22 protein-coding genes, 2 tRNA genes and 1 other RNA gene are annotated in these 23,206 nt (G+C 53.9%); 10 read left to right on the top strand and 15 right to left on the bottom strand.

Annotated features, from left to right (window positions below):
* Positions 1-6 precede the first annotated feature (6 nt).
* Complete coding sequence (gene yeaG / locus ACSOSI_RS14535) at positions 7-1,941, bottom strand: protein kinase YeaG (RefSeq protein ID WP_012145456.1); 1,935 nt, start codon at positions 1,939-1,941, stop codon at positions 7-9.
* Positions 1,942-2,370: 429 nt separating this feature from the next.
* On the opposite strand from yeaG, the gene ACSOSI_RS14530 reads away from it, so the two are divergent.
* Positions 2,371-3,135: a MipA/OmpV family protein gene (locus ACSOSI_RS14530; protein ID WP_012145455.1), complete on the top strand. Its 765-nt coding sequence runs from the start codon at positions 2,371-2,373 to the stop codon at positions 3,133-3,135.
* 104 nt (positions 3,136-3,239) lie between these two features.
* On the opposite strand, the gene ACSOSI_RS14525 is transcribed toward ACSOSI_RS14530, so the two are convergent.
* On the bottom strand, positions 3,240-4,115 hold the full coding sequence (locus ACSOSI_RS14525) for a D-hexose-6-phosphate mutarotase (RefSeq protein WP_012145454.1): 876 nt from the start codon (positions 4,113-4,115) through the stop codon (positions 3,240-3,242).
* Positions 4,116-4,195: 80 nt separating this feature from the next.
* Positions 4,196-5,191, bottom strand: a complete 996-nt coding sequence (gapA, locus tag ACSOSI_RS14520) for a glyceraldehyde-3-phosphate dehydrogenase (protein ID WP_012145453.1) — start codon at positions 5,189-5,191, stop codon at positions 4,196-4,198.
* Between the two features lie 348 nt (positions 5,192-5,539).
* Between gapA and msrB the strand changes: the two genes are divergently transcribed.
* Positions 5,540-5,953: a peptide-methionine (R)-S-oxide reductase MsrB gene (msrB, locus tag ACSOSI_RS14515; RefSeq protein ID WP_012145452.1), complete on the top strand. Its 414-nt coding sequence runs from the start codon at positions 5,540-5,542 to the stop codon at positions 5,951-5,953.
* A 64-nt stretch (positions 5,954-6,017) separates the two neighbouring features.
* Complete coding sequence (locus tag ACSOSI_RS14510; RefSeq protein ID WP_012145451.1) at positions 6,018-6,290, top strand: YeaC family protein; 273 nt, start codon at positions 6,018-6,020, stop codon at positions 6,288-6,290.
* A gap of 37 nt (positions 6,291-6,327) precedes the next feature.
* On the opposite strand, the gene chiD is transcribed toward ACSOSI_RS14510, so the two are convergent.
* The 4 genes from chiD to sppA form a co-directional block, all read right to left on the bottom strand.
* Entirely contained in the window at positions 6,328-7,608 is a 1,281-nt protein-coding gene (chiD, locus tag ACSOSI_RS14505; protein ID WP_476705665.1) for a chitinase ChiD, read from the bottom strand.
* A gap of 227 nt (positions 7,609-7,835) precedes the next feature.
* Positions 7,836-8,468, bottom strand: a complete 633-nt coding sequence (gene pncA / locus ACSOSI_RS14500) for a bifunctional nicotinamidase/pyrazinamidase (protein ID WP_476705664.1) — start codon at positions 8,466-8,468, stop codon at positions 7,836-7,838.
* 21 nt (positions 8,469-8,489) lie between these two features.
* Positions 8,490-9,506: an asparaginase gene (gene ansA / locus ACSOSI_RS14495; RefSeq protein ID WP_012145448.1), complete on the bottom strand. Its 1,017-nt coding sequence runs from the start codon at positions 9,504-9,506 to the stop codon at positions 8,490-8,492.
* Between the two features lie 93 nt (positions 9,507-9,599).
* Positions 9,600-11,456, bottom strand: coding sequence for a signal peptide peptidase SppA (sppA, locus tag ACSOSI_RS14490; protein ID WP_012145447.1), 1,857 nt, complete (start codon positions 11,454-11,456; stop codon positions 9,600-9,602).
* 160 nt (positions 11,457-11,616) lie between these two features.
* On the opposite strand from sppA, the gene ACSOSI_RS14485 reads away from it, so the two are divergent.
* The 5 genes from ACSOSI_RS14485 to ACSOSI_RS14465 all read left to right on the top strand — a co-directional run bounded on the left by ACSOSI_RS14485 (position 11,617) and on the right by ACSOSI_RS14465 (position 16,702).
* Entirely contained in the window at positions 11,617-12,168 is a 552-nt protein-coding gene (locus ACSOSI_RS14485; protein WP_012145446.1) for an NAD(P)H nitroreductase, read from the top strand.
* A 157-nt stretch (positions 12,169-12,325) separates the two neighbouring features.
* The gene (selD, locus tag ACSOSI_RS14480; RefSeq protein WP_476705663.1) at positions 12,326-13,369 is read left to right on the top strand and encodes a selenide, water dikinase SelD; all 1,044 of its coding nucleotides are present in this window, start codon (positions 12,326-12,328) and stop codon (positions 13,367-13,369) included.
* Complete coding sequence (gene mnmH, locus ACSOSI_RS14475) at positions 13,369-14,487, top strand: tRNA 2-selenouridine(34) synthase MnmH (RefSeq protein ID WP_476705662.1); 1,119 nt, start codon at positions 13,369-13,371, stop codon at positions 14,485-14,487. Before selD ends, mnmH begins: the two co-directional genes overlap by 1 nt.
* Entirely contained in the window at positions 14,487-16,412 is a 1,926-nt protein-coding gene (locus tag ACSOSI_RS14470; protein ID WP_012145443.1) for a DNA topoisomerase III, read from the top strand. The genes mnmH and ACSOSI_RS14470 overlap by 1 nt, the downstream gene beginning before the upstream one ends.
* On the top strand, positions 16,409-16,702 hold the full coding sequence (locus ACSOSI_RS14465) for a DUF1496 domain-containing protein (RefSeq protein ID WP_218216558.1): 294 nt from the start codon (positions 16,409-16,411) through the stop codon (positions 16,700-16,702). Before ACSOSI_RS14470 ends, ACSOSI_RS14465 begins: the two co-directional genes overlap by 4 nt.
* A gap of 9 nt (positions 16,703-16,711) precedes the next feature.
* On the opposite strand, the gene ACSOSI_RS14460 is transcribed toward ACSOSI_RS14465, so the two are convergent.
* The 8 genes from ACSOSI_RS14460 to ACSOSI_RS14425 all read right to left on the bottom strand — a co-directional run bounded on the left by ACSOSI_RS14460 (position 16,712) and on the right by ACSOSI_RS14425 (position 20,938).
* On the bottom strand, positions 16,712-17,113 hold the full coding sequence (locus ACSOSI_RS14460; RefSeq protein WP_218216557.1) for a pyrimidine (deoxy)nucleoside triphosphate diphosphatase: 402 nt from the start codon (positions 17,111-17,113) through the stop codon (positions 16,712-16,714).
* Positions 17,114-17,158: 45 nt separating this feature from the next.
* Positions 17,159-17,965 (bottom strand): exodeoxyribonuclease III, encoded by an 807-nt coding sequence (gene xthA, locus ACSOSI_RS14455; protein ID WP_115184531.1) that lies wholly within the window; start codon positions 17,963-17,965, stop codon positions 17,159-17,161.
* Positions 17,966-18,068: 103 nt separating this feature from the next.
* A complete protein-coding gene (locus ACSOSI_RS14450) occupies positions 18,069-18,641 on the bottom strand; it encodes an LOG family protein (RefSeq protein ID WP_012145439.1) in 573 nt (190 codons plus the stop codon).
* Between the two features lie 165 nt (positions 18,642-18,806).
* A non-coding RNA gene (locus ACSOSI_RS14445) (RtT sRNA) lies at positions 18,807-18,933 on the bottom strand.
* Positions 18,934-18,976: 43 nt separating this feature from the next.
* Positions 18,977-19,061 (bottom strand) — tRNA-Tyr (locus ACSOSI_RS14440).
* A gap of 194 nt (positions 19,062-19,255) precedes the next feature.
* Positions 19,256-19,340: transfer RNA gene (locus tag ACSOSI_RS14435), tRNA-Tyr, on the bottom strand.
* A 158-nt stretch (positions 19,341-19,498) separates the two neighbouring features.
* Entirely contained in the window at positions 19,499-20,347 is an 849-nt protein-coding gene (gene purU / locus ACSOSI_RS14430; protein ID WP_012145438.1) for a formyltetrahydrofolate deformylase, read from the bottom strand.
* Between the two features lie 126 nt (positions 20,348-20,473).
* A complete protein-coding gene (locus tag ACSOSI_RS14425) occupies positions 20,474-20,938 on the bottom strand; it encodes a YchJ family protein (protein WP_026142401.1) in 465 nt (154 codons plus the stop codon).
* Between the two features lie 142 nt (positions 20,939-21,080).
* On the opposite strand from ACSOSI_RS14425, the gene rssA reads away from it, so the two are divergent.
* Positions 21,081-21,986, top strand: coding sequence for a patatin-like phospholipase RssA (gene rssA, locus ACSOSI_RS14420; RefSeq protein WP_012145436.1), 906 nt, complete (start codon positions 21,081-21,083; stop codon positions 21,984-21,986).
* 105 nt (positions 21,987-22,091) lie between these two features.
* On the top strand, positions 22,092-23,105 hold the full coding sequence (rssB, locus tag ACSOSI_RS14415) for a two-component system response regulator RssB (protein ID WP_012145435.1): 1,014 nt from the start codon (positions 22,092-22,094) through the stop codon (positions 23,103-23,105).
* Positions 23,106-23,206: the final 101 nt, after the last annotated feature.

The raw sequence follows: 23,206 nt of genomic DNA, 5'->3' as shown, positions 1-23,206 counted from the left end.
TAGACGTTATGAAGACTTTCTGACCCGCAGATACCATTCACACAGCAGGCGAACCTGTTTGCGGGTGTAGCCTTTCTCCATCATGCGATCGACGAAGTCGTCGTGTTTCTTCTGCTCGTCCGTTGAGGTCTTAGCATTAAACGAAATGACCGGCAGCAACTCTTCGGTGTTCGAGAACATTTTCTTCTCGATCACGGTACGCAGCTTCTCATAGCTGGTCCAGTTAGGGTTGCGGCCACTGTTATTAGCCCGGGCGCGCAGCACGAAGTTGACTATTTCGTTGCGGAAATCTTTCGGGTTGCTGATGCCGGCCGGCTTCTCGATTTTTTCCAGTTCGGCGTTCAGCGATTCGCGATCGAACAGTTGGCCGGTATCCGGATCACGGTACTCTTGATCCTGGATCCAGAAATCTGCATAGGTCACGTAGCGGTCAAAAATGTTCTGGCCGTATTCCGAGTAAGACTCCAGATAAGCCGTCTGGATCTCTTTGCCGATAAACTCGGCGTATTTCGGGATCAGATAGCCTTTCAGGTGCTCCAGGTATTTCTCTGACTGATCCTGAGGGAATTGCTCACGTTCGATCTGCTGTTCCAGCACGTAGAACAGGTGTACCGGGTTAGCGGCGACCTCTGCGTGATCGAAGTTGAACACCCGTGACAGAATTTTAAACGCGAAACGGGTAGACAGGCCGTTCATGCCCTCATCAACCCCGGCATAGTCGCGGTATTCCTGATACGACTTGGCTTTGGGATCGGTGTCCTTCAGGCTTTCACCGTCATAGACGCGCATTTTCGAGTAAATGCTCGAGTTTTCCGGCTCTTTCATGCGTGAGAGCACGGTAAAGCGAGCCAGCGTTTCCAGAGTGCCAGGGGCACATGGCGCATGGGTCAGTTCACTGTGATCCAGCAGCTTGTCGTAGATTTTGATCTCTTCCGACACCCGCAGGCAGTAAGGCACCTTGACGATGTAAACACGGTCGAGGAAGGCCTCGTTGTTTTTGTTGTTACGGAAGGTCACCCATTCTGATTCGTTGGAGTGAGCCAGGATAATACCGCTGAACGGCAGGGCGGAAATCCCCTCGGTCCCGTTGTAGTTACCTTCCTGGGTGGCGGTCAGCAGAGGGTGCAGCACCTTGATCGGCGCTTTAAACATCTCTACGAACTCCATGATCCCCTGGTTGGCGCGGCACAGGGCACCGGAATAACCATAGGCATCCGGATCGTTTTGCGCGTGATTCTCCAGCTTGCGAATATCGACCTTGCCGACCAGCGCGGAGATATCCTGGTTGTTCTCATCGCCCGGTTCGGTTTTGGCGATGGCAATCTGTTCCAGAATAGAAGGGCGTACTTTGACGACTTTGAATTTGGTGATGTCGCCGCCAAACTCATGCAGGCGCTTGGCCGCCCACGGCGACATGATGGTGCCGAGGTAGCGATTCGGGATGTTATATTCTTTCTCCAGAATATTGGCATCCTCCTGCGGGTTGAACAGGCACAGCGGGTGGTCGTTAACCGGGCTGCGTTCCCCGTTGGCGCTCAGGGTGTAGATAGGCACCAACTGCATCAATGCTTTCAGGCGTTCTGCCAGTGATGATTTCCCGCCGCCCACCGGGCCCAGCAGATAAAGGATTTGTTTCTTCTCTTCGAGGCCCTGCGCGGCGTGTTTCAGGTAAGAGACTATCTGCTCGATAGCTTCCTCCATGCCGTAGAACTCTTCGAATGCCGGATAGCGTGCGATCACGCGGTTGGAGAACAGGCGAGACATGCGCGACTCAAGCGCAGTGTCGACCATGACTGGTTCACCGATAGCCATTAGCAGACGTTCGGCCGCATTGGCATATGCACTGCGATCTTGCCGGCAAATGGTAAGAAAGTCCTGCAGTGTGAACTCTTCGTCCTTGGCAGCTTCGTAGCGCTGGCGATAGTGGTCAAATATGTTCATGGCGATGCCCGTCCTTTCGTTATTAGCACAGGTTAAAGGGAGCTGGTGATAGTGTTTTGGCTCCCGAAAGAAGAAGTTATCCCTGAGTACAGCAACTCGTATGCCAACTTGGTGCGCTTATTATCGCGAGTTGCGCTGTATTGCCACTGGCTCAGGATTTATTCACCTTCTGATTTAAGCTTAGTTTGCATACCAGAAAATTTCCTGCGTGATAAAAAGCTTTTTTTAAGTCATATCAATGACTCAGTTATTACAGGGATAGCCAAATGCCTTGTCTGGCGCGGCCTGCGGCAAAAAACGTCATGGTTCTGCCATGATTAATTCATATTTAGGTTCTAAGTTATTCGATCTCGGTCGTTTTCTATTGTAAAGATTCAGCGCCTAACTAAATTCTCACATAAACTAAGCACGCTATTAACTCTGTTATTTATGGAAAAAGAACCAGTGAAGATTTTTAAACTCAAAACGCTAGCAATTATCGCTTCCGCAATGGTTTGTGCGCAAAGTGCTCAGGCAGGAACTTGGTCACTCGGCGCTTCCGCGCTGGTTAGCCCGGATCCGTATCGTGGCTATCAGGACCGCGTGTATCCGGTGCCCGTCATTAACTATGAAGGTGACGACTTCTACTTCCGTACGCTGACCGCCGGTTATTACCTGTGGAAAGATCAGCAAAACCAATTGAGTCTGATGGGCTACTTTTCACCGCTGGGCTATCGCCCGGGTGACAGCGACGATGACCGCATGAAGCAGTTGAACAAGCGTCGCGGTACGCTGATGGCCGGTCTGGCCTATTCGCATTTTGCTGAGTGGGGGATTCTGCGCACCACCTTTACCGGTGATACGTTAGACTACAGCAACGGTATGGTGGGTGATTTGGCCTATCTGTACAAATTTGATCTGGGCGATTTCACCTTGGTACCTGGTGTGGGCGTGTCGTGGAGCAGCAAAAACCAGAACAAATACTACTACGGTATCAGCGAAAATGAATCTCGCCGCAGCGGTCTGGACAGTTACACGCCAAGTGATAGCTGGGCGCCGTACGTTGAACTGAGCGCCAACTATAAGATTAACAAAGATTGGGATGCCTTCTTTGTTGGGCGTTATGTCCAACTGTCCGATGAAGTTAAAGACAGCCCAATGGTGGATAAATCTTACACCGGACTGTTGATGACGGGTGTGAAATACAGCTTCTAATCGAAGCCTGCACCAATGTTGTGCAATGTAGGCATCATAAAGGGGCGCTAGCGCCCCTTTTGCACATCTGTAGCGCAGCAAGTCTTTGCTGCACTTAAAAGGGATCAGCCGTTGTTACGAACACGGAAGGTCACTGCCAGCCGGGCCGGTTGTTCACCGGCTGCCACCAGGGGTTTACTGACGCGACCGGTTTCTACGCAAACCATGGTTTTATAACCGTCATTTGGCATATCCGCCATGCTGCAAGAAAGCTCCACGCCGGGATTCCAGGCAATCACGTCACTCATGTGATGGTGATGAACCTCAATGGTGCGTTGTTGCGCCGCATCTTTGATCAGGCTGAAGGCGTCCGGCTGGGTATAAACCCGGTCGGTCTGGCCGACAAAGGTCACGTCACCCACCTGGCGAGCTTCTGCGCCGCCGGCAACCTTATCGATATAGGGTTCGCCGAGCCCGGCAACTTTAACCTGCCCGATATCACCGATCTGGAAGTAGGTGTGCAACGCCGCGGTTGCCTGATAGTCGCCGTGGGATTCCAGCTCAATTTCGCATTCCTCACCCAGTTTGAAGCGGGCAATCAGCGTAAAGGCATGTGGCCACAGGCTGCGGGTCTGCTCATTGTCTTTCAGCGTGAAGGTCAGTATAACGCCGTTGTCGTCTTCATCATGCGCGGTCAGAGTCCACGGCTGATTGCGTGCGAAACCGTGTGAAGGTTTTGCTACCGGGCCAAACCAGGGCCAGCAGATAGGCACGCCGCCACGGATGGCGTTGCCCTTTTTAAAGGGGGTGTTATTGCTCAGCCAAATAACCGGTTTTTCACCGCTAGGTTGCCAGGCCAACAGATGCGCACCCTGAAGTGAGATAGCGGCACGCACTTTCGGATGGGAAACCACTACGACAGGCAGTTCATCGAGCTGGCGCTGACTGATAAAAGGGGAAATTTGTTCGGTAACGGGTAGGGTGAAAATCTTTTCGTTCATCGGGTTGCCTTTTGTTCGCCGTAGAAACAAAAAAAGGGTGACAAAAATGTCACCCTCATCATCAGCTTAACATCAATCCATTATTTGGAGATGTGAGCGATCAGATCCAGAACCTTGTTGGAATAGCCGGTTTCGTTGTCGTACCAGGAAACCAGTTTCACGAAGGTGTCGCTCAGAGCGATACCGGCTTTGGCATCGAATACGGAAGTCAGAGTTTCGCCGTTGAAATCGGTAGAAACTACTTCGTCTTCGGTGTAACCCAGTACGCCTTTCAGCTCGCCTTCAGAAGCGGCTTTGATAGCAGCACAGATTTCTTTGTAAGAAGCTGGTTTTGCCAGACGAGCAGTCAGGTCAACCACAGACACGTTCGGAGTTGGAACGCGGAACGCCATACCGGTCAGTTTGCCGTTCAGTTCTGGGATAACTTTACCTACTGCTTTAGCAGCACCGGTAGAAGAAGGGATGATGTTCTGGGATGCGCCGCGGCCGCCGCGCCAGTCTTTGTGAGACGGGCCATCAACAGTTTTCTGAGTTGCGGTAGTTGCATGCACAGTGGTCATCAGAGCTTCAACGATACCGAACTTGTCGTTGATAACTTTAGCCAGTGGTGCCAGGCAGTTGGTGGTGCAAGAAGCGTTAGAAACGATTTCCTGGCCAGCGTAGGATTTGTGGTTAACACCCATAACGAACATTGGGGTGTCGTCTTTGGATGGGCCAGTCAGAACAACTTTCTTAGCGCCTGCAGCGATATGTTTACGTGCAGTTTCGTCAGTCAGGAACAGGCCAGTTGCTTCAGCAACGACGTCAACGTTGACTTCGTTCCACTTCAGGTTAGCCGGATCTCTTTCTGAGGTACAACGGATGGTTTTACCGTTAACAACCAGGTGGCCGTCTTTAACTTCTACAGTGCCGTTGAAGCGGCCGTGAGTAGAGTCATATTTCAGCATGTAAGCCATGTACTCTGCGTCTAACAGGTCGTTGATTGCAACGATTTCGATGTCAGAACGTTCTTGAGCAGCACGAAAAACAATGCGACCGATACGGCCAAAACCGTTGATACCTACTTTGATAGTCATATATTCCACCAGCTATTTGTTAGTGAATAAAAGGTTGCCTGTAAAATTACAAAAACCTTACCAAGCGTCAAGCGGAATCGTGTCAATTCTTGCTGCAAATCAAACCTGGAAGCCGGGTTTGAGTGCTTATTGCACATTCCGTTTGCGTTCGGCCTCATCCGTTATATGGGGTCAAACCGCTAAGTATAAAGTCAGCCTGTTTAAGATATGTGATCGGTATCACATATTGTCATGACGTGACCTTTATGGGCTACAGTTTAGGCCAAAAAGCGCTGCAGTGTTGTTAATTTTTTGTTATTATTACTCATTGTTTTCGTTGACATTATCCACATTCAGAGAAACGCACAAATGGCTAAAGAGACAACCCCTGACCATCCGGCCACGGAACTGAATGAAATCCAACGTTATGTGACTCAGGAACGTGGTACCGAGGCGCCGTATTCCGGCAAATTGCTGCACAACAAGCGCGAGGGCGTGTACCATTGCCTGTGCTGCAACCAACCGCTGTTCTACTCCGACAGCAAGTATGATTCCGGCTGTGGCTGGCCGAGCTTCTATCAGCCGGTTTCCGACGATGCTATTCGTTATCTTGATGATAATACGCATAATATGCATCGCGTTGAGATCCGCTGTGGGCATTGCGACGCACACCTGGGGCATGTCTTCCCCGATGGCCCGCAGCCAACCGGTGAGCGTTTTTGCGTTAACTCGGCGTCGCTGAGCTTTACCGACGGTGAGAACGGCGACAAAACCGCCGGCTGACGGATTATTCAGTGAGAAAAATCGATTCAGCTAATTATTCTTCCAAGAGTGAGGAAATGCTCTGATGGACGTAAAAGATCTGATTGCCGCCATGACGCCGGAAATCTATCAGCGACTGGTACTGGCCGTTGAGTTGGGCAAGTGGCCGGATGGCGTAGCGCTAACGCCGGAACAGAAAGAAAACAGTCTGCAGGCGGTGATGCTGTGGCAGTCATTGCACAACGCTGACCCGCAGCATATGAGTATCGGCACTGACGGACAGATCGTGATGAAGAGTAAGCAGGAGCTGAAACAGCAGTTCATTGCTGAACCGCTGGTCAAGTTAAAGCCACAGTAAGTCTGACAGCTGGGCGATGCGAACATCGCCCGCTGAATTACTGTTTCCCGCCGTTAATCCCCAGCGATTCCGCCAGTTGATGTGCTAACCGGTTATTGTCGTCTGCGCCATATTCCCAGAACATCGCACCGCCCAACCCCTTGCTTTTGATGTAGTCAGCCTTGAGTGCAACCGAACGTGGGTTCTCGTAGGAAATAGCGAACAGCGGCTTGCCCTCGGCGGATTTCATCGTCAGATAAGGCACCTGGGCGTCACTGTCCCAATGGGCGGTGAAGCGCCGTTGGGGATCGTTTAGCAGCTTGCTGACGATATCGTTGTATTTGAAATAGCTGTCCTTGGTCAGATCCAGCCCCATAGCCTTGAACACGGCAGTTTCGCGTGCGGTGAAGTAGGGTTGGGTGACCGGGTTTTTGGCCGCGTCCGCTTTGTCCCAATTGATGCCTGGCTCGGTAGCCCGCTTTGGCACCCGGCCATAGAAACCAATGCCCAGGTTCAACTGAGCAGGTTTTAACCCGGCGGCCAGATAGTTATCCACCACAAAATTGGCGCTGTAACGATCGGCAGCGGCGACGGTTGGCCATTGTTTGGAGTCATACAGATTGGAGTTGAAGTATTGGGTGCCGTACGCCATATCGTAAGTCATCAGGTTGATGTAATCGAGGTAGGGCGCAATGCCTTTAACATCGACCCATTCCTGCGGGCTTTTCACGTTGGCCCCGACGGCGATGGTCAGCAACTTGCCTTTATCCAATGCTTTATGCAGCTCTGCCAGCAACAGCGTGAAGTTGGCACGATCCGCCGGTTGGCTTTCGACCAGTCCCCAGGCACCGTTAACCGGGTATTCCCAGTCGAGATCGATGCCGTCCAGATGATATTGCTTGATGACCTGCTGCACCGAGCGGATAAACACCGCCCGGCTTTCCGCTGTGGCGGCTGCGCCTGAGAACCCGCGTGCGCCCCAGCCACCGACGGACAGCAAGACTTTCAGCTCCGGGTTCTGTTTACGCAGTACCGGCAACAGTTGCAAATCCGCCATCACCTTGGGTGACAGATAAATTTGGTGCAGGCGGGATGGATCTTTTAACGCCGGGTTGGTTTCCTGTTTCTCGTCGTTGTAGATCAGACCGAAAGAGTAATTGAGGTGGGTAATTTGTGTGACGTCGAGCTTGTTGATATCGCCACCAGGGCCGGCGGTAACATCACCGCCACCGTTGAAATAACCGACGGAAAGGTAAGAAGCGGCATGAGCCATGCCGGCACCAGCCATACCAAGCTGCACCGCTACCAGCAAAGGCAGCAGTTTACGGGTTAATACCATGTCATCTCCTTTGGTCGGCAAGGCCGACCGAAACCGCCTGAGGCGGTAACATAAAGCCGGGCTCAATGGGCCCCGGATGCGTATAACTTACTGATGCCAATGCATCAGCGGTCATAACAGCAAAAGCGCCGCACGCGAACAAGATGTAATCACAGGAGAATGGTCGGAATGTGAGCGATGTCGAGATTTGGGCCGGGGAGGAAAGGGCGCAAAAGCGCCCAATGGCATCAGCGGTCGATGAATTGTGACAGGGTAACTAATTGCGCTCCGGCCTGTTGCATTATCCGCAGGGCTTCCTGACTGTCGCCGGGCTGCAAATCAACCCCGCGGCAGCCGTCGGTAATCACCGTAGTTCTGTAGCCCAGCTCCAGCGCATCCAGCACGCTGAATTTTACGCAGTAGTCGGTCGCTAACCCCATAATCGCCAGATGGCTAACGTTCTGCGCTTTCAGCCAGTTGTCCAACTCGGTGTGCGAGCGGTGACCGTTGTCGAAGAAGGCGCTGTAGCTGTCGATATCCGTATTTTGGCCTTTACGGAACACCGCGATAATGTCCCGTTGCTGTAATTGCGGATGAAACTCTGCGCCCTGGCTTTCCTGTACGCAATGCACCGGCCACCAGACCTGTGGCAAACCCTCAAGCTCACCCAGAGTGCCCACGGGGGCGTTGGCATTTACCGCAAAGCTGCGGTGATTGGCGGGATGCCAGTCCTGACAGGCGACCACTGGCTCACCGCGTGCGCTGCAGGCCGCTATGGCCTGATTGGCAACGCTGATGACGGCATCACCGTTGGCCACAGCCAGTGCGCCGCCGGGGCAAAAGTCGTTTTGCAAATCGATAAGCAACAGGGCTGTTTTCATTGCGCCTCCGTGGTGTATGGGTTAACCGCTAATGCTTAGCTCGCCACGCAGATCCAGTTGCATCTGGCTGCGAATTTGTTCCGGCGTCAGCGGTTGGCTCAGCAGGTAATGCAGCTTGGTCAATGCGGCCTCGACTGTCATGTCAAATCCACTGATGACGCCGGCATGGGCCAGTGCATTACCGGTGGCGTAGCCTTCCATATTGACCCTCCCGGAGATGCACTGCGTCAGGTTGACCACCACAATGCCGCGTTCGGAAGCGTCGCGCAATTCATCCACCAACTCTGCTTTTTGCGGCGCGTTGCCTACCCCGTAAGAGCGCAGGATTAAGGCTTTCACCGGCTGTAGCAGGAAGTTGCGTACTACCGCGCCGGAAATGCCTGGGTAAATGGTCACCACACCGATCGGTTGCGGCGTAATGTCATGCACCTTGAGTTCGCCATTGCAGACCGGGCTGTCGATGCCGTTCTGGCGACGAATATGAATACCGGCCTCCAGCAGCGGCGGCAGATTGGGTGAAGCAAAGGCGTCGAAACCGTCAGCATGCGCCTTGGTGGTCCGGTTGCCGCGGAACAGTTTGTTATTGAAGAACAGGCTGACTTCATTTACCGGATGGTTGGCTGCCAGATACAGCGCGTTCAGCAGGTTGGTCTGGCCATCGGAGCGCAGTTCCGCCAGTGGGATCTGAGAACCGGTGACAATCACCGGTTTGGCCAGATTTTCCAGCATAAATGACAGCGCCGAGGCGGTGAAGGCCATGGTGTCAGTACCGTGCAGGATCACGAAGCCGTCATAGCGGTCATAATTCAGTTTGATATCGTCGGCGATATGCTGCCAGTCTTCCGGCGTCATGTCGGAGGAGTCGATCAGCGGCGCATATTCATGAATGGTGAAGTCCGGCATTTCCGGCCGGTGGAATTCCGGCATCAGGGCCAGTTGCCGCTGCAGGTGGCCGGAGACAGGAATATAACCGTGCTCAGAACGCTGCATGCCGATGGTCCCGCCAGTGTAGGCGACGTAAATCGATTTCTTTTGCATAGTGATTGTTTTAACAGAAATAAGATGGGCTGAATTATAGGGGGATAAGCGCAGAAAAAAAGCCCGGCGGGTGCCGGGCTGAGGATTAATTTGTTAGCGGACTTCTCCGCAGGTCAAACAGATGGCATAACGGTTTTGCGGATCGTTCAGGTTATTGAACAAACCCGGTTGCTCTTTAACCGCCATGGCCACTGATGCCAAGGGAGCAGGCAGCATCGACTGGATGGCTGCCGGCAGCATGGCGTGAATGGAAACGCCAAACTGACTGAGAACCATATCGGTCAGGCTTGGCGTATCGACAAACCAGTTAAGCTGCCACTGTTTCAATTGCGCCAGTTCGGCGGCTTTCTTCACCGCGTCGTCGAAGTCACCCAACTGATCGACCAGACCATTGGTCTTGGCATCGCTGCCCAGCCACACGTGGCCCTGAGCAATCTGATCAACCTGCTGCGGTGTCATTTTGCGTGACTTGGCGACCAGGTCGATAAAGTTTTGATAACCTTTCTCGATGTTCAACTGCATCATCTGCGAGAACTCCGGCGGCAGCGCCTTGGTGACCGCCAGATCCGCCAGCGGCGAGGTTGCCACGCCGTCGGTATGCACGCCGATGCTGTCCAGCGTCTGTTCGTAGGTGTTAATCACCCCGAAGATGCCAATGGAACCGGTGAGGGTGCTCGGGCTGGCGATGATGTAGTCCGCCGGTGTAGAGACCCAATAGCCGCCCGAGGCCGCCATGCCGCCCATGGAAACCACCACAGGTTTGCCGGCGGCACGTACCGCAGCCAACTCGGAGCGGATCACTTCCGAGGCGCTGACGCTGCCCCCTGGGCTGTTGACCCGGAAAATCACCGCCTTGATGGCCGGATCCAGTCGCGCCTGACGCAGTTCTGCGGCGGTAGTATCGCCGCCAACGGTGCCTGGTGTTTGCGGACCGTCCATGATCGCGCCGTTAGCGAAGATCACGGCAATTTTACCGCCTTGATCCGGCGTCGGCTTCGGCTGGTAGTCGTAGATGCTGGTCGCGTTGAAATCATTGGCCTGCTTGTCCCAACCGAAAGTCTTGATCAGTTGGTTTTCGATGACGGTGCGCGACGCCAGTTCATCGACCAGTTTGTTATCCAGCGCATACTTGGCCGTATCCCCCCCGGCAGCCTGCATACCGCTCAGCACGCCTGCGGCCCCTGGGAACAGCTGTTGCGCCGTGATCTGGCGGTTAGCCGCCACGGTATCCAGATAGTTTTGCCACAATCCACCAATCCAGCGGCTGTCTGCCTCACGGGCGGCCGGTGACATATCGTCACGGATCAAGGGTTCCACGGCGGATTTATAGGTACCGACGCGGAAGATGTTGGTGGTGACCTTGAGTTTTTCCAACAACGATTTGTAGTAAAGGTTGTTGGTGGCAAAGCCGTGCAGGTCGACCGCACCCTGTGGCGACAGATAAACCTTGTTGGCGTAGCTGGCCAGATAATATTGCGTCTGGTTATAGCTGTCGCCAATGGCAAAGATCGGTTTGCCACTGTCACGGAATTCACGTAGCGCCTTGCCGATGTACTGCAGCGAAGGCTGATCGGCACCGGCAAAGTCATTCAACTGCAATACCATGCCGGTAATGTTTTTGTCGTCTTTAGCCTTGCGGATGCTGTCAACCACGTCAAACAGGGAGTTTTCCTGCAGGCGGTTGCTGGAAGCGCCCAACAGTTCACGACCCCATTGGCGAACCTTGTTGTTCATCGACGGTTGGTCAACGACCACGCCGCTCAGGTCCACCAGCAACGCACCGCGGGTAGGCACGGCAGGGGTGGTGGCACTCTGGAATGAAAGATAGATACCGACCCCAACCAGGATCAGCAACACCAGGAACAAATTGAGGATCAGTTCCCTGATAAAGTTCAGCAGACGCCATGTCCACCTGAAAACGCCGGCAATGATTTGCCACAATGTGCGCATGTGCTCTCCAGCAAGAGTCGAGAATGTTCCGCTATCCTAATGAGCGGCCAAAGAAATGTCAGCTTTAAATCGTGGGTCACAGAGGCTAATGCCGAGGCTGTCACTCGCCGTTTAGCTATGTTAACGTGATTTGAATGAAAATTGTTATCAGGAGTTTACGATGGATGCACTGGATCTTTTACTGAATCGCCGCTCTGCGTCACGCCTCGCGGCCCCGGCGCCGACGGGTGAGGCGCGCCAGAATATCATCAACGCGGGCCTGCGAGCGCCCGATCATGGTGCCTTGCAGCCATGGCGTTTTGTGATGATCGAAAACCAGGGTCTGGAGCGTTTTAGCCAATTGTTACAAGCTGCTGCAAAGCAGGACGAAATGGATGAAGCCGCGCTAGAAAAGGCCACAAAAGCGCCATTCCGCGCCCCGCTGATTATCACCGTGGTGGCCCATTGCACTGAAGAAACCAAGGTGCCGCGCTGGGAACAGGTGGTTTCTGCCGGTTGTGCGGTTCAGGCGATGCAGATGGCCGCACTGGCGCAGGGTTTCAACGGTATCTGGCGCACCGGCGCCTGGACCGAACATTCACTGGTTCGTGAAGCCTTTGGCTGTCGCGAGCAGGACGAAATTGTCGGCTTCCTGTATTTGGGGACTCCACAGTTAAAAGCTTCCACCAAAGTGATCGCCCCAGACAGCACGCCTTTCGTCAGCTATTTCTGATCCCACTGGCGGGATTGCGGCAAAAATGCGCTAAATCCCGCCATTCTGTGTTGTTTATGAGCAGGCCGTTCGGTTATCGGCAGCCCGCTCTTACCAATCCCGTCGGCAAGCGCTACCCTATGATATCTTGAATGCCGTTAACCGAAGGGAGTGGTATATGACATCGCCAGCGATCCGTTTAACCCAGTACAGCCATGGCGCCGGCTGCGGTTGTAAAATCTCACCGAAAGTTCTCGAAACTATTCTGCACAGCGAGCGGGAGAAATTTGTCGATCCGCGCTTGCTGGTGGGTAATGAAACCCGTGACGATGCGGCAGTGTATGACATCGGCAACGGCGTGGGCATTATCAGCACCACCGACTTCTTTATGCCGATCGTCGATAACCCGTTCGATTTCGGTCGCATCGCCGCCACCAACGCCATCAGCGACGTGTATGCCATGGGCGGCAAACCGATCATGGCGATTGCCATTCTGGGCTGGCCGATTGCCACGCTGCCGGCAGAAGTGGCGCAGCAGGTGATCGACGGCGGGCGCTATGCCTGTCAGCAGGCGGGTATCGCCCTGGCGGGAGGCCATTCTATCGATGCGCCAGAGCCTATTTTTGGCCTGGCGGTGACCGGCATCGTCAATACCGAACGGGTGAAGAAAAACAGCGCGGCGCAGGCCGGAGCCAAATTGTACCTGACCAAGCCGTTGGGCATTGGCGTGCTGACTACCGCCGAGAAGAAAAGCAAGCTGTTGCCAGAGCATGAAGGCCTGGCAACCGAAGTGATGTGTCAATTGAACAAGCCGGGCACGGATTTTGCCGAAGTCGAAGGCGTGACGGCGATGACCGACGTTACCGGTTTTGGCCTGCTGGGGCATCTGAGCGAGGTTTGCCAGGGCTCAGGGCTGCAGGCGACGGTATGGTTTGATCAGGTACCTAAATTGCCGGACATCGAGCGTTATATTGCCGAAGGCTGCGTGCCTGGCGGCACCGGGCGCAATTTTGAAAGTTACGGCCATCTGGTCGGTGAAATGACTGACCTGCAGCGCCAATTGCTGTGCGATCCGCAGACCTCCGGCGGCTTGCTGCTGGCGGTACTACCTGAAGCGGAGCAGCAGGTGCAGGCGATTGCCGAGCGCCACGGCATTCAACTCCAGGCTATTGGTGAACTGCATGCGGCAGTGCCGGGCAAGCCGTTGATTGAGGTTGCCTAGTGTCAGCTACCAGGGAACGGGAAGACGGCCAGGATTATCGCCGTATTTTTTTGCAGGATATCCCGCTGATTGACGTGCGTGCGCCGGTTGAGTTTCAGCAGGGCGCGTTCGCTAATGCTGTGAATCTGCCGTTAATGAACGACGACGAGCGGCAGGCCGTCGGCACCTGTTACAAACAGCAAGGCCAGCAGGCAGCGATTGCGCTGGGCCACAGCCTGGTTAATGGCAGGCTTCGTGAGCAACGTACGGCAGCCTGGCTGGCGCAATGTGCCCAATGGCCGGAAGGCTATATTTACTGTTTCCGCGGCGGTTTGCGTTCTCAGTTGGTGCAGCAGTGGCTGCGTGAGGCCGGCGTCGCCTATCCGCGCATCACCGGTGGTTACAAGGCCCTGCGCAATTTCTTGCTCACCACGCTGGAGCAGAGCGCTGAACTGCCGATGGTGCTGATTGGCGGCAATACCGGCAGCGGTAAAACTCTGTTGGTCAATGAGCTGGCCGACGGCGTTGATCTGGAGGGGGCAGCGCACCACCGCGGTTCATCTTTTGGCCGAACGCTGGTGAGTCAAAGCGGACAGATTGATTTTGAGAATCGTCTGGCTGTGTTATTGCTGAAAAAACAGCATGGTGGCTGCCGCCGCTGGGTGCTGGAAGACGAGGGGCGCATTATCGGCAGCAACAATCTGCCATTACCCGTCTTCAACCGTATGCAGCAGGCACCGGTGGCGGTGATAGACGATCCTTTTGAGGTGCGTCTGGCGCGGCTGCAGCAAGAATATATCGACCGGATGCGTATTGAGTTTGAACAGGCCTACGGCGCGCAACTTGGCTGGCAGAAGTACGATGAATATCTGCATCACGGCCTGTTTGCCATTCGCCGCCGCCTGGGGCTGGAGCGTTTCCAACTGCTGACGCAGCACCTGGAACGGGCACTGCAGTATCAGCAGGCCAGTGGAAATAGTGACGAGCATCAGCAGTGGCTGGTGCCGTTGTTGCAGCACTACTACGATCCGATGTATCACTATCAATTGGAAAAGAAATCCCAGCGGATTGTGTTCCGCGGGAATTATGCTGAAGTAAGAGAATTCCTGATGACGTACAGCCAGAATAACGGTGAATAATGCGACTGTTTATTGCCGAGAAACCGAGTTTGGCGCGCGCCATTGCCGACGTACTTCCCAAGCCGCATCGCCGCGGCGATGGGTTTATCGCCTGCGGTAACAATGATGTGGTGACCTGGTGTGTGGGCCACTTGTTAGAACAGGCGCAGCCGGATGCCTACGACAGCCGTTATGCGCGCTGGTCGTTGGCCGATCTGCCGATCATCCCCGAAAAGTGGCAGTTGCAGCCACGGCCTTCGGTCAGCAAACAGCTTAATGCCATCAAAAAGCTGCTGCACGAGGCCGATGAAGTGGTGCATGCCGGTGACCCGGACAGGGAAGGCCAATTGCTGGTGGATGAGGTGCTGGACTATCTGGCGCTATCGCCGGAAAAACGCCACAGCGTCCGCCGTTGCCTGATCAACGATCTCAACCCGCAGGCGGTGGAACGCGCTATCGAACGGTTGCGTGACAATCGCGACTTTATCCCACTTTGTGTCTCCGCCCTGGCGCGTTCCCGCGCCGACTGGCTGTATGGCATCAACATGACCCGCGCCTACACCATTTTGGGGCGTAATGCCGGTTATGATGGCGTGTTGTCGGTGGGCCGGGTTCAGACGCCGGTGTTGGGGTTGGTCGTCAGACGTGACGAAGATATTGAAAATTTTGTCTCGAAGGACTTCTTCGAGGTTAAAGCGCACATCGTAACGCCCAAAGACGAGCGTTTTGTCGCCCTGTGGCAACCGAGTGACTCCTGCGAACCTTATCAGGACGAAGAAGGGCGCTTGCTGCACCGATCGTTGGCAGAACACGTGCTCAAGCGCATCGAGGGCCAGCCGGCGCTGGTCACCTCTTATAATGATAAACGGGAATCGGATACCGCACCCTTGCCGTTTTCACTGTCTACCTTACAGATTGAGGCTTCCAAACGCTTTAACCTGAGCGCGCAGCAGGTACTGGACGTGTGCCAGCGACTGTATGAAACCCATAAATTGATCACTTATCCGCGTTCCGACTGTCGCTACCTGCCGGAAGAGCATTTTGCCGGGCGGCATTCGGTGTTGAATGCCATCAGCGTTCATCAGCCGGATCTGTATCCGCAGCCGGTGATCGACAGCGATCGCCGTAACCGTTGCTGGGACGACAAGAAGGTTGATGCTCACCACGCCATTATTCCGACCGCCCGCGCCAGTAAGGTTAGCCTCAGCCAGGATGAGCTGAACGTTTATGGCTTGGTGGCGCGGCAGTACCTGATGCAGTTCTGCCCGGACGCCATGTTCCGCAAATGCGTGATTGAGCTGGATATTGCCGGCGGCAAGTTTATCGCCAAGGCGCGTTTTCTTGCTGAAGCAGGCTGGCGAACACTGTTGGGCAGTAAAGAGCGTGATGAAGAAAATGAAGGCGCTCCGTTGCCGGTGGTGGCGAAGGATGACCAGCTACTGTGTGAACGTGGAGAGGTGGTTGAACGTCAGACCCAACCGCCACGTCCTTTTACCGATGCCAGCCTGCTTTCCGCCATGACCGGGATTGCACGTTTCGTTCAGGATAAAGCACTAAAGAAAATCCTGCGAGCGACCGATGGTTTAGGGACAGAGGCCACGCGCGCGGGCATCATTGAGTTGCTGTTCAAGCGGGCGTTTTTGTATAAGAAAGGGCGCTATATTCACTCCAGTGAAACCGGCCGGGCGTTGATCCATTCGCTGCCGGATATTGCTGCCCGTCCTGATATGACCGCCAACTGGGAAGCCACGCTGACGCAAATCAGTGAGAAATCCTGTCGTTATCAGGACTTTATGCAACCTCTGGTAGGTACTCTGCAGGAGCTGATCTATCAGGCCAAGCAGAGCCGGGCGAGTATGGCGTTTCGCGGGTTGCCGCCGTCGCCTTCTGGCGGGGCGAAAAAACGCAAGAAAAGCGCCGGTAAGGCGCGGGAGAAGAGCGAATGAATCACGGCTTACTGATGCTGGCCGGTAGCGCACTGTTGTTTTGCAACGCGGCGATGGCCAATCGTGGCGATGTCGATGTGGTGGTGCCAGTGTCGCCGGAGATCTGGGGGGCAGCAAAAAACGCTGCGGCTCAACCCGCGGCACAACCTTGCAGTCGTTGCTGCATCTATCAGGATAAAAACTATTCTGAAGGGGCGGTTCTCAAGGTGGAAGGGGAAGCGTTGCAGTGCGTACGCGACCCCAACGTGGTAGGGACGAATCCGTTAATCTGGGTGCGTCTGAAGAAGTGACGCTGTAACTCAGGCTTCCGCCTGCAATGCGCTAATATAGGCGGTTAATAGCGGCACGTCCGCCGGAGCCAGGGGATAGTCAAACGCCTGCTCCGGCGCCAACCAGACAAAATCCGAATGGCAGCGCTTTTGTAATTCGCCGCTAAAGGTATCAACCTGCCAGGCATGTAGCCGGATCATTCGCTCACTTTGTTGCCACTGGTTGCTGGCGACATAGCGGCCAACACTGGCCACAATTCCCAACTCTTCGTCCAGTTCACGCGCCAGTGCCTGTGGCTGGCTCTCGCCTGCCTCAACCTTGCCGCCGGGAAACTCCCACAATCCGGCCTGATCGCTGTCAGCATTACGCTGCGCCAAAAGAATTTGGCCATTTCTTTCAATGATGGCGGCGACGACATCGATAATTTTCATAGGTACCACATAGCAAAACCCCGGCAATGGCCGGGGTTGGGTCAATTACAGTGAGAATTCCGCCCAGACTGGCGCGTGATCCGACGGTTTTTCCATCCCGCGGATCTGATAATCGATGCCGGTGGCGGTGCAGCGTGCAGCCAATGGCGTGCTGGCCAGCAGCAGATCGATACGCAGGCCCCGGTTTTCATCGAAACCGCGTGAACGGTAGTCGAACCATGAGAATTGATCGTTACGTTCCGGGTTAGCGTGGCGGTAGGTATCTACCAGGCCCCAGTTCATCAGGCGATCCATCCATTCGCGCTCCTCCGGCAGGAAGGAGCACTTACCGGTACGCAGCCAGCGCTTACGGCTTTCCTCGCCGATGCCGATATCGTAATCGCTTGGGCTGATATTCACGTCACCCATCACCAGTACCGGTGAGTCCACCGACATTTGCTGCTCCAGGTAGTTTTGCAAATCCTGATAGAAGCGTGTCTTGGCGGGGAATTTGATCGGATGGTCACGGCTTTCCCCCTGCGGAAAGTAGCCATTGATCACCGTCAGCGTGCCTTGCGGCGTCGCCAGATCGGCCATGATGATGCGGCGCTGTGCGTCTTCATCATCGGTAGGGAAACCACGGCGTACGGCAAGCGGCTTTTCTTTGGTTAGCAGCGCCACGCCATAGTGACCTTTTTGGCCATGATAGAACACGTGATAGCCATGCTGGCTGACTTCTTCCAGCGGGAACATGTCATCGTGAACTTTCGTTTCCTGCAGGCCGATCACGTCGGGCTGGTGCTGTTCGATGATCGCGGCCAGTTGGTGCGGACGCGCACGCAGTCCATTGATATTAAAAGAGACAAACTTCATGAGCGGTGCCGTTTTTACAAGAAAAATGTGTTGAGATAGTAGCAGAGTTTGACCAGAAATGTAACGCAGGCCAGCGGCATCGGGCCGCCGGCGGCAAGTAGAATTATTTTGCCCAGCGGTCGTAAGTTTTGGGCTGATAGTCGTCAAATTGTTGCAGTAAGGTTTGCGCTGATTCACTGATGTGCATGGTGCCCAGATAGTCATGGCGCATAAAGCCCTGATCGGCCACGTGCTGCAGGAAACTGTTTAGCGGGCGATAGAACCCGTTCACATCCAGCAAACCAACCGGTTTACTGTGATAGCCGATCTGGCCCCAGGTCCAGATTTCAAACAGTTCCTCGAGGGTACCTATGCCGCCGGGCAGAGCAATAAAACCGTCTGCCAGAGCCGCCATGCGCGCCTTACGGGTGTGCATGTCAGGAACCACTTCCAGTTCAGTCAGGCCACGATGTGCGGTTTCTGCTTCTACCAACCGCTCAGGAATAATTCCCACCGCCTCACCTCCGGCGGCAAGCACGGCATCCGCCACAATGCCCATCAACCCTTTTTTGCCGCCGCCATAGATTAGGCGTCGACCCTGAGCGGCGAGCGTTTGACCCAGTTGCCGCGCATTCTCGGCATAAGCAGGATTAACGCCTTCGCTGGCACCACAAAAAACGCAGATATTGTTACGCATGCACTTTCTTCCTTACTGCATTAAAGAAGTCAGTGGTATAGCGAATTGTTGGCCGGAGTTCAAGTTGAGGATGCGCTGAATGGTTAAGGGAATTGATAAATGATGACCTGATAGAGTCATAGGGATACTTTCAGGTTTGATTTGATTCTGGGGAGTATACAAGGATGGTGGTGGGGGAAGGATTATTCGTCGCTGTGCGACTCACCCTTCGGGCCGCGCTGAAGCGCGTTGTCTCACTGCGTGAGACTCGAACCTTGTCGAAGCTTCTCATCCTTCCCGCTTGGGAGTGACATGGAGCATTTAGGTTTGATTTGATTCTGGGGGGTATACAAGGATGGTGGTGGGGGAAGGATTCGAACCTTCGAAGTCTGTGACGGCAGATTTACAGTCTGCTCCCTTTGGCCGCTCGGGAACCCCACCATGGTATTCATGGTTTTACTTATTTTTTAACAGGAGATCGGCTAGATTCCTGTGGCGCTTCGTCTGAAGGATTACCGCGCTGAAGCGCGTTGTCTCGCTGCGCTCGGCTCGAACCTTGGCGAAGCTTCTCATCCTCCCCCTCAGTGTTTTATGTAGCTTCAGCTTTCGCTGCGCTCTCATTAACAGAGAGAAGATGGTGGTGGGGGAAGGATTCGAACCTTCGAAGTCTGTGACGGCAGATTTACAGTCTGCTCCCTTTGGCCGCTCGGGAACCCCACCACTGGCCTTGCTTGCGAAACATCTGTCTCGGTAAGCGGGGCGCATCATATCAAATGAAACGGGCGTGTAAAGTATTGAAATGCAGAAAATGAATCGTTTGCCGTTTTTTTACTCGTGGCGGTGCATCCCTGAACGAAAGGCACCGCTTTCTTGAGCAATTACAGGATAACCGTCCGGTTACCGTAGACAAATACCCGTTGCGCCAACACATGGTAAAGCGCGCGGCTGAGCGCATTTTTCTCGACGTCTCGTCCGGCACGCATCATATCTTCAGCAGAATAGGTGTGATCGACATGAATCACGTCCTGCATGATGATCGGGCCTTCGTCCAGATTATCGTTAACGTAGTGGGCCGTAGCGCCGATGATTTTCACGCCACGCTCGTAAGCCTGATGATAAGGCCGTGCACCGATAAAGGCCGGCAGGAACGAGTGGTGAATATTAATCACCTGGTTCGGGTAGTGCTGTACGAATGCTGGCGTCAGTACGCGCATATATTTGGCCAACACCACGTAATCCGGCTGATACTGATCGATCTGGGCCATCATTTTCTGATCGTGTTGATCGCGCGTCAGGCCTTCATGGCTGACCAGGTGGAACGGGATATCGAAACGCTCCACCAACGTTTGCAGCGTATCGTGGTTACCGATAACCGCCGCAATTTCCACATCCAGGCCGCCGTAGGCGCTTTTCATCAGCAAGTCACCCAGGCAATGCGCTTCTTTGGTCACCAGCACCACAATACGACGACGGCCGGAGTTATGCAGTTCGCGGACCGAACCCACCGGCAGTGCGCTATCGAGATCCGCCAGCAAAGTAGTGTCGTTAAAAATGCCTTCCAGCTCGGTACGCATAAAGAAGCGGCCGGTGCGGTGATCAACGAATTCATTGTTCTGAACAATGTTGAGTTCATGTTTGTAACAAATATTGGTGATCTTGGCGATCAGACCTTTGGCATCCGGACAAATGGTGCGCAAAACTTTTCTTTGTACATTTTGGTGTGGCATGGGAGTGAGGATCCTGTCTGATACTGAACGTCCTGTCTTCGCAGGCGAGAGTTTTTATCATCTATATTTTCAAGCGGCGACCGGATTGGCTGCGACCTGAAATCTATCGGGCTCTGTGACTGCCGGCTAACGCCCGCAGCACTTTTTATATTTTTTACCTGAGCCGCAGGGGCAAATGGCATTTCTGCCCGGCTGGGGTTTGGTTCCGTCAATATAATACCAGCGTTGGTCAAGTTGAAGGAAGCGTGAACGCTCGTGCATCGCCTGGCGTTCACCGGTGTTGCCGTCAACGAATTGGGCAATGAATTCGACAAAACCTTCCCCGGCCTCATGGCCCTGTTTTTCTTCAACCACCGTCAAACCCAGCCATTCGGTATTTTTGAAACTGTCGACGATCGCGTTGCGCCATTCTGTGGCATGGCAGTCGGGATGCCAGGTGGCAATCAGATAATCCACGTTGTGTTTTACGTACGCGCTAAAGCGCGAACGCATTAATAGTCCGGGTGTCGCTGGCGTTTGAGTGCCGTTGACGTAGGGTTCGCAGCATGCGCTATACTCCAGTCCGCTACCGCAGGGGCATAATTCGGGCAAGGTGACTCCTAAAATGGCCGGAACGAAATGAACGGGCCGATGCCGAAAGTAATTTAGCGCATATGTTACCTAACAACATTCGACCCTGACAATCTACGCTGACGGCAGGATCGAAGCAATTCACCGAAAAAGGACCGGAACTATGCGAAAAATTAAGGTTGGATTGGCATTGGGCGCGGGGGCGGCTAAAGGATGGGCACATATTGGCGTGATCAATGCACTAAAGAAGTTGGGTGTTGAAGTCGATATAGTAGCCGGTTGTTCGGTTGGCGCATTGGTAGGGGCGGCTTTTGCCAGCCATCGTCTGCCGGCCATGGAAACCTGGGTGCGTTCATTCAGCTATTGGGATGTGATCCGTTTGATGGATTTGTCCTGGCAACGTGGTGGGTTGCTGCGCGGTGAGCGGGTGTTTAATGCGGTAGGGCAGTTGTTGAAGATCGATGATATCGCCGAGTGTTCATTGAAGTTTGGTGCCGTGGCGACCAATCTGAGTACCGGGCGGGAACTGTGGCTGACCGAAGGTGACATTCATCAGGCGGTGCGAGCCTCATGCAGCATGCCCGGCCTGTTGGCGCCGGTGTGGTTTGACGGCTATTGGCTGGTGGATGGCGCTGTGGTGAATCCGGTACCTATCTCATTGACCCGGGCGTTGGGGGCCGACATCGTGATCGCCGTTGACTTGCAACATGATGCCCATCTGATGCAGCAGGACTTGTTCTCGGTACGCAGTCCAGATATGGACGCGGCAAAAGATCTCCCCGCCCGTAACTGGCGAGGACGATTAAGGGAACGCATCAGCAAAATGACCACCAGAAAGCCTAATTTCACGCCAACGGCGATGGAAATTATGGGGACTTCTATTCAGGTGCTGGAAAATCGATTGAAACGCAACCGCATGGCGGGCGATCCGCCGGATGTGTTGATCCAACCCTATTGTCCGCAGATTTCAACGTTGGATTTCCATCGTGCCGAAGAGGCGATTGAAGCCGGCAGGCTGGCGGTTGAAAAACAGCTGGATAAACTGTTGCCCTTGATAAAAAACAGATAATTTACGGTTCTTGACTGTATAACCTGCGATGGGAGCAATTTCCGACAGGCATAAAAGGTCTTTTTGAGCCACTATTACATTATGAAAAGGGAAGAGGCTCGGCTGATGGCATTACCATTGACTCACAAGCGCATTTTGGTCGTTGAGGACGAACTGGTTTTTCGTTCCGTGCTTGTTGGCTATTTGAAATCGTTGGGGGCGGAAACCAGTGAGGCCCCCAATGGTTTGCAGGCGTTGAGTCTGGTGGATGATGTTCATCCCGATTTAATCCTGTGCGATCTGGCGATGCCGGAAATGGATGGGATTGAGTTTGTCGAACATCTGCGGCTGCAAGGGGTGCAAACTCCGGTGTTGGTGATTTCGGCTACCGATAAAATGGCCGATATCGCCAAAATGTTGCGGTTAGGCGTTCAGGACGTGTTGTTAAAGCCGGTGACCGACCTTAATCGTCTGCGTGAAGCGGTGTTGGGGTGTCTGTATCCCAATATGTTCACTTCGCCAGCCATTGAGGAGGTGGAACTGTTCCAGGACTGGGATGCGCTGAGTAAAAATCCTTCCGAAGCGGTGAAGTTGCTCAAACAGTTACAACCACCGGTGCAGCAGACCGTGGCTCATTGCCGGATTAATTATCGGCAATTAACCACTAGCGAGAATCCGGGGCTGGTGCTGGATATTGCGGCACTGTCGGATAAAGACCTGGCGTTCTATTGTCTGGATGTGACCCGCGCAGGAGATAATGGCGTATTGGCGGCACTGCTGCTGCGCGCATTATTTAATGGATTGTTGCAAGATCATTTAGCTAATCAGCGTCATCGGCTGCCGCAAATGAGCGCATTGTTAAAGCAGGTTAATCAATTATTACGTCAAGGCAAGCTGGAAGGGCAATTTCCGATGCTGGTCGGTTATTATCACACCGAATATAAAAACCTGATCCTGGTCTCCGCCGGCCTGCATGCCAATGTAAATACCGGTGATAATCAAATTCAACTGAGCAACGGTGTACCACTGGGAACGCTGGGTGCGACGTACATGAATCAAATCAGTCAGCACTGTGCCGCCTGGCAGTGCCAGGTTTGGGGCTCGGGTGGCAGGCTACGCCTGATGCTCAGTGCTGAATAATTCTCCTGGGTCAAAATAGTATTTGAAATTTATATATTTGAGATGCTTATTTTTACCTCAGTCAGTCCATTGGGTAATTGTCCTAAAGTTTTTCTATTTGT

The organism is Serratia sp. AR11 (genome assembly GCF_056376275.1).
The sequence above is the reverse complement of the archived record's forward strand: the minus strand, read 5'-3'. Positions and strand labels throughout refer to the sequence as shown.

Bases quoted from the DNA above. Each gene is read 5' to 3' on its own strand.
- yeaG (WP_012145456.1), bottom strand. From the start codon at position 1,941: ATGAACATATTTGACCACTATCGCCAGCGCTACGAAGCTGCCAAGGAC.
- ACSOSI_RS14530 (WP_012145455.1), top strand. From the start codon at position 2,371: ATGGAAAAAGAACCAGTGAAGATTTTTAAACTCAAAACGCTAGCAATT.
- ACSOSI_RS14525 (WP_012145454.1), bottom strand. From the start codon at position 4,115: ATGAACGAAAAGATTTTCACCCTACCCGTTACCGAACAAATTTCCCCT.
- gapA (WP_012145453.1), bottom strand. From the start codon at position 5,191: ATGACTATCAAAGTAGGTATCAACGGTTTTGGCCGTATCGGTCGCATT.
- msrB (WP_012145452.1), top strand. From the start codon at position 5,540: ATGGCTAAAGAGACAACCCCTGACCATCCGGCCACGGAACTGAATGAA.
- ACSOSI_RS14510 (WP_012145451.1), top strand. From the start codon at position 6,018: ATGGACGTAAAAGATCTGATTGCCGCCATGACGCCGGAAATCTATCAG.
- chiD (WP_476705665.1), bottom strand. From the start codon at position 7,608: ATGGTATTAACCCGTAAACTGCTGCCTTTGCTGGTAGCGGTGCAGCTT.
- pncA (WP_476705664.1), bottom strand. From the start codon at position 8,468: ATGAAAACAGCCCTGTTGCTTATCGATTTGCAAAACGACTTTTGCCCC.
- ansA (WP_012145448.1), bottom strand. From the start codon at position 9,506: ATGCAAAAGAAATCGATTTACGTCGCCTACACTGGCGGGACCATCGGC.
- sppA (WP_012145447.1), bottom strand. From the start codon at position 11,456: ATGCGCACATTGTGGCAAATCATTGCCGGCGTTTTCAGGTGGACATGG.
- ACSOSI_RS14485 (WP_012145446.1), top strand. From the start codon at position 11,617: ATGGATGCACTGGATCTTTTACTGAATCGCCGCTCTGCGTCACGCCTC.
- selD (WP_476705663.1), top strand. From the start codon at position 12,326: ATGACATCGCCAGCGATCCGTTTAACCCAGTACAGCCATGGCGCCGGC.
- ACSOSI_RS14470 (WP_012145443.1), top strand. From the start codon at position 14,487: ATGCGACTGTTTATTGCCGAGAAACCGAGTTTGGCGCGCGCCATTGCC.
- ACSOSI_RS14465 (WP_218216558.1), top strand. From the start codon at position 16,409: ATGAATCACGGCTTACTGATGCTGGCCGGTAGCGCACTGTTGTTTTGC.
- ACSOSI_RS14460 (WP_218216557.1), bottom strand. From the start codon at position 17,113: ATGAAAATTATCGATGTCGTCGCCGCCATCATTGAAAGAAATGGCCAA.
- xthA (WP_115184531.1), bottom strand. From the start codon at position 17,965: ATGAAGTTTGTCTCTTTTAATATCAATGGACTGCGTGCGCGTCCGCAC.
- ACSOSI_RS14450 (WP_012145439.1), bottom strand. From the start codon at position 18,641: ATGCGTAACAATATCTGCGTTTTTTGTGGTGCCAGCGAAGGCGTTAAT.
- purU (WP_012145438.1), bottom strand. From the start codon at position 20,347: ATGCCACACCAAAATGTACAAAGAAAAGTTTTGCGCACCATTTGTCCG.
- rssA (WP_012145436.1), top strand. From the start codon at position 21,081: ATGCGAAAAATTAAGGTTGGATTGGCATTGGGCGCGGGGGCGGCTAAA.
- rssB (WP_012145435.1), top strand. From the start codon at position 22,092: ATGGCATTACCATTGACTCACAAGCGCATTTTGGTCGTTGAGGACGAA.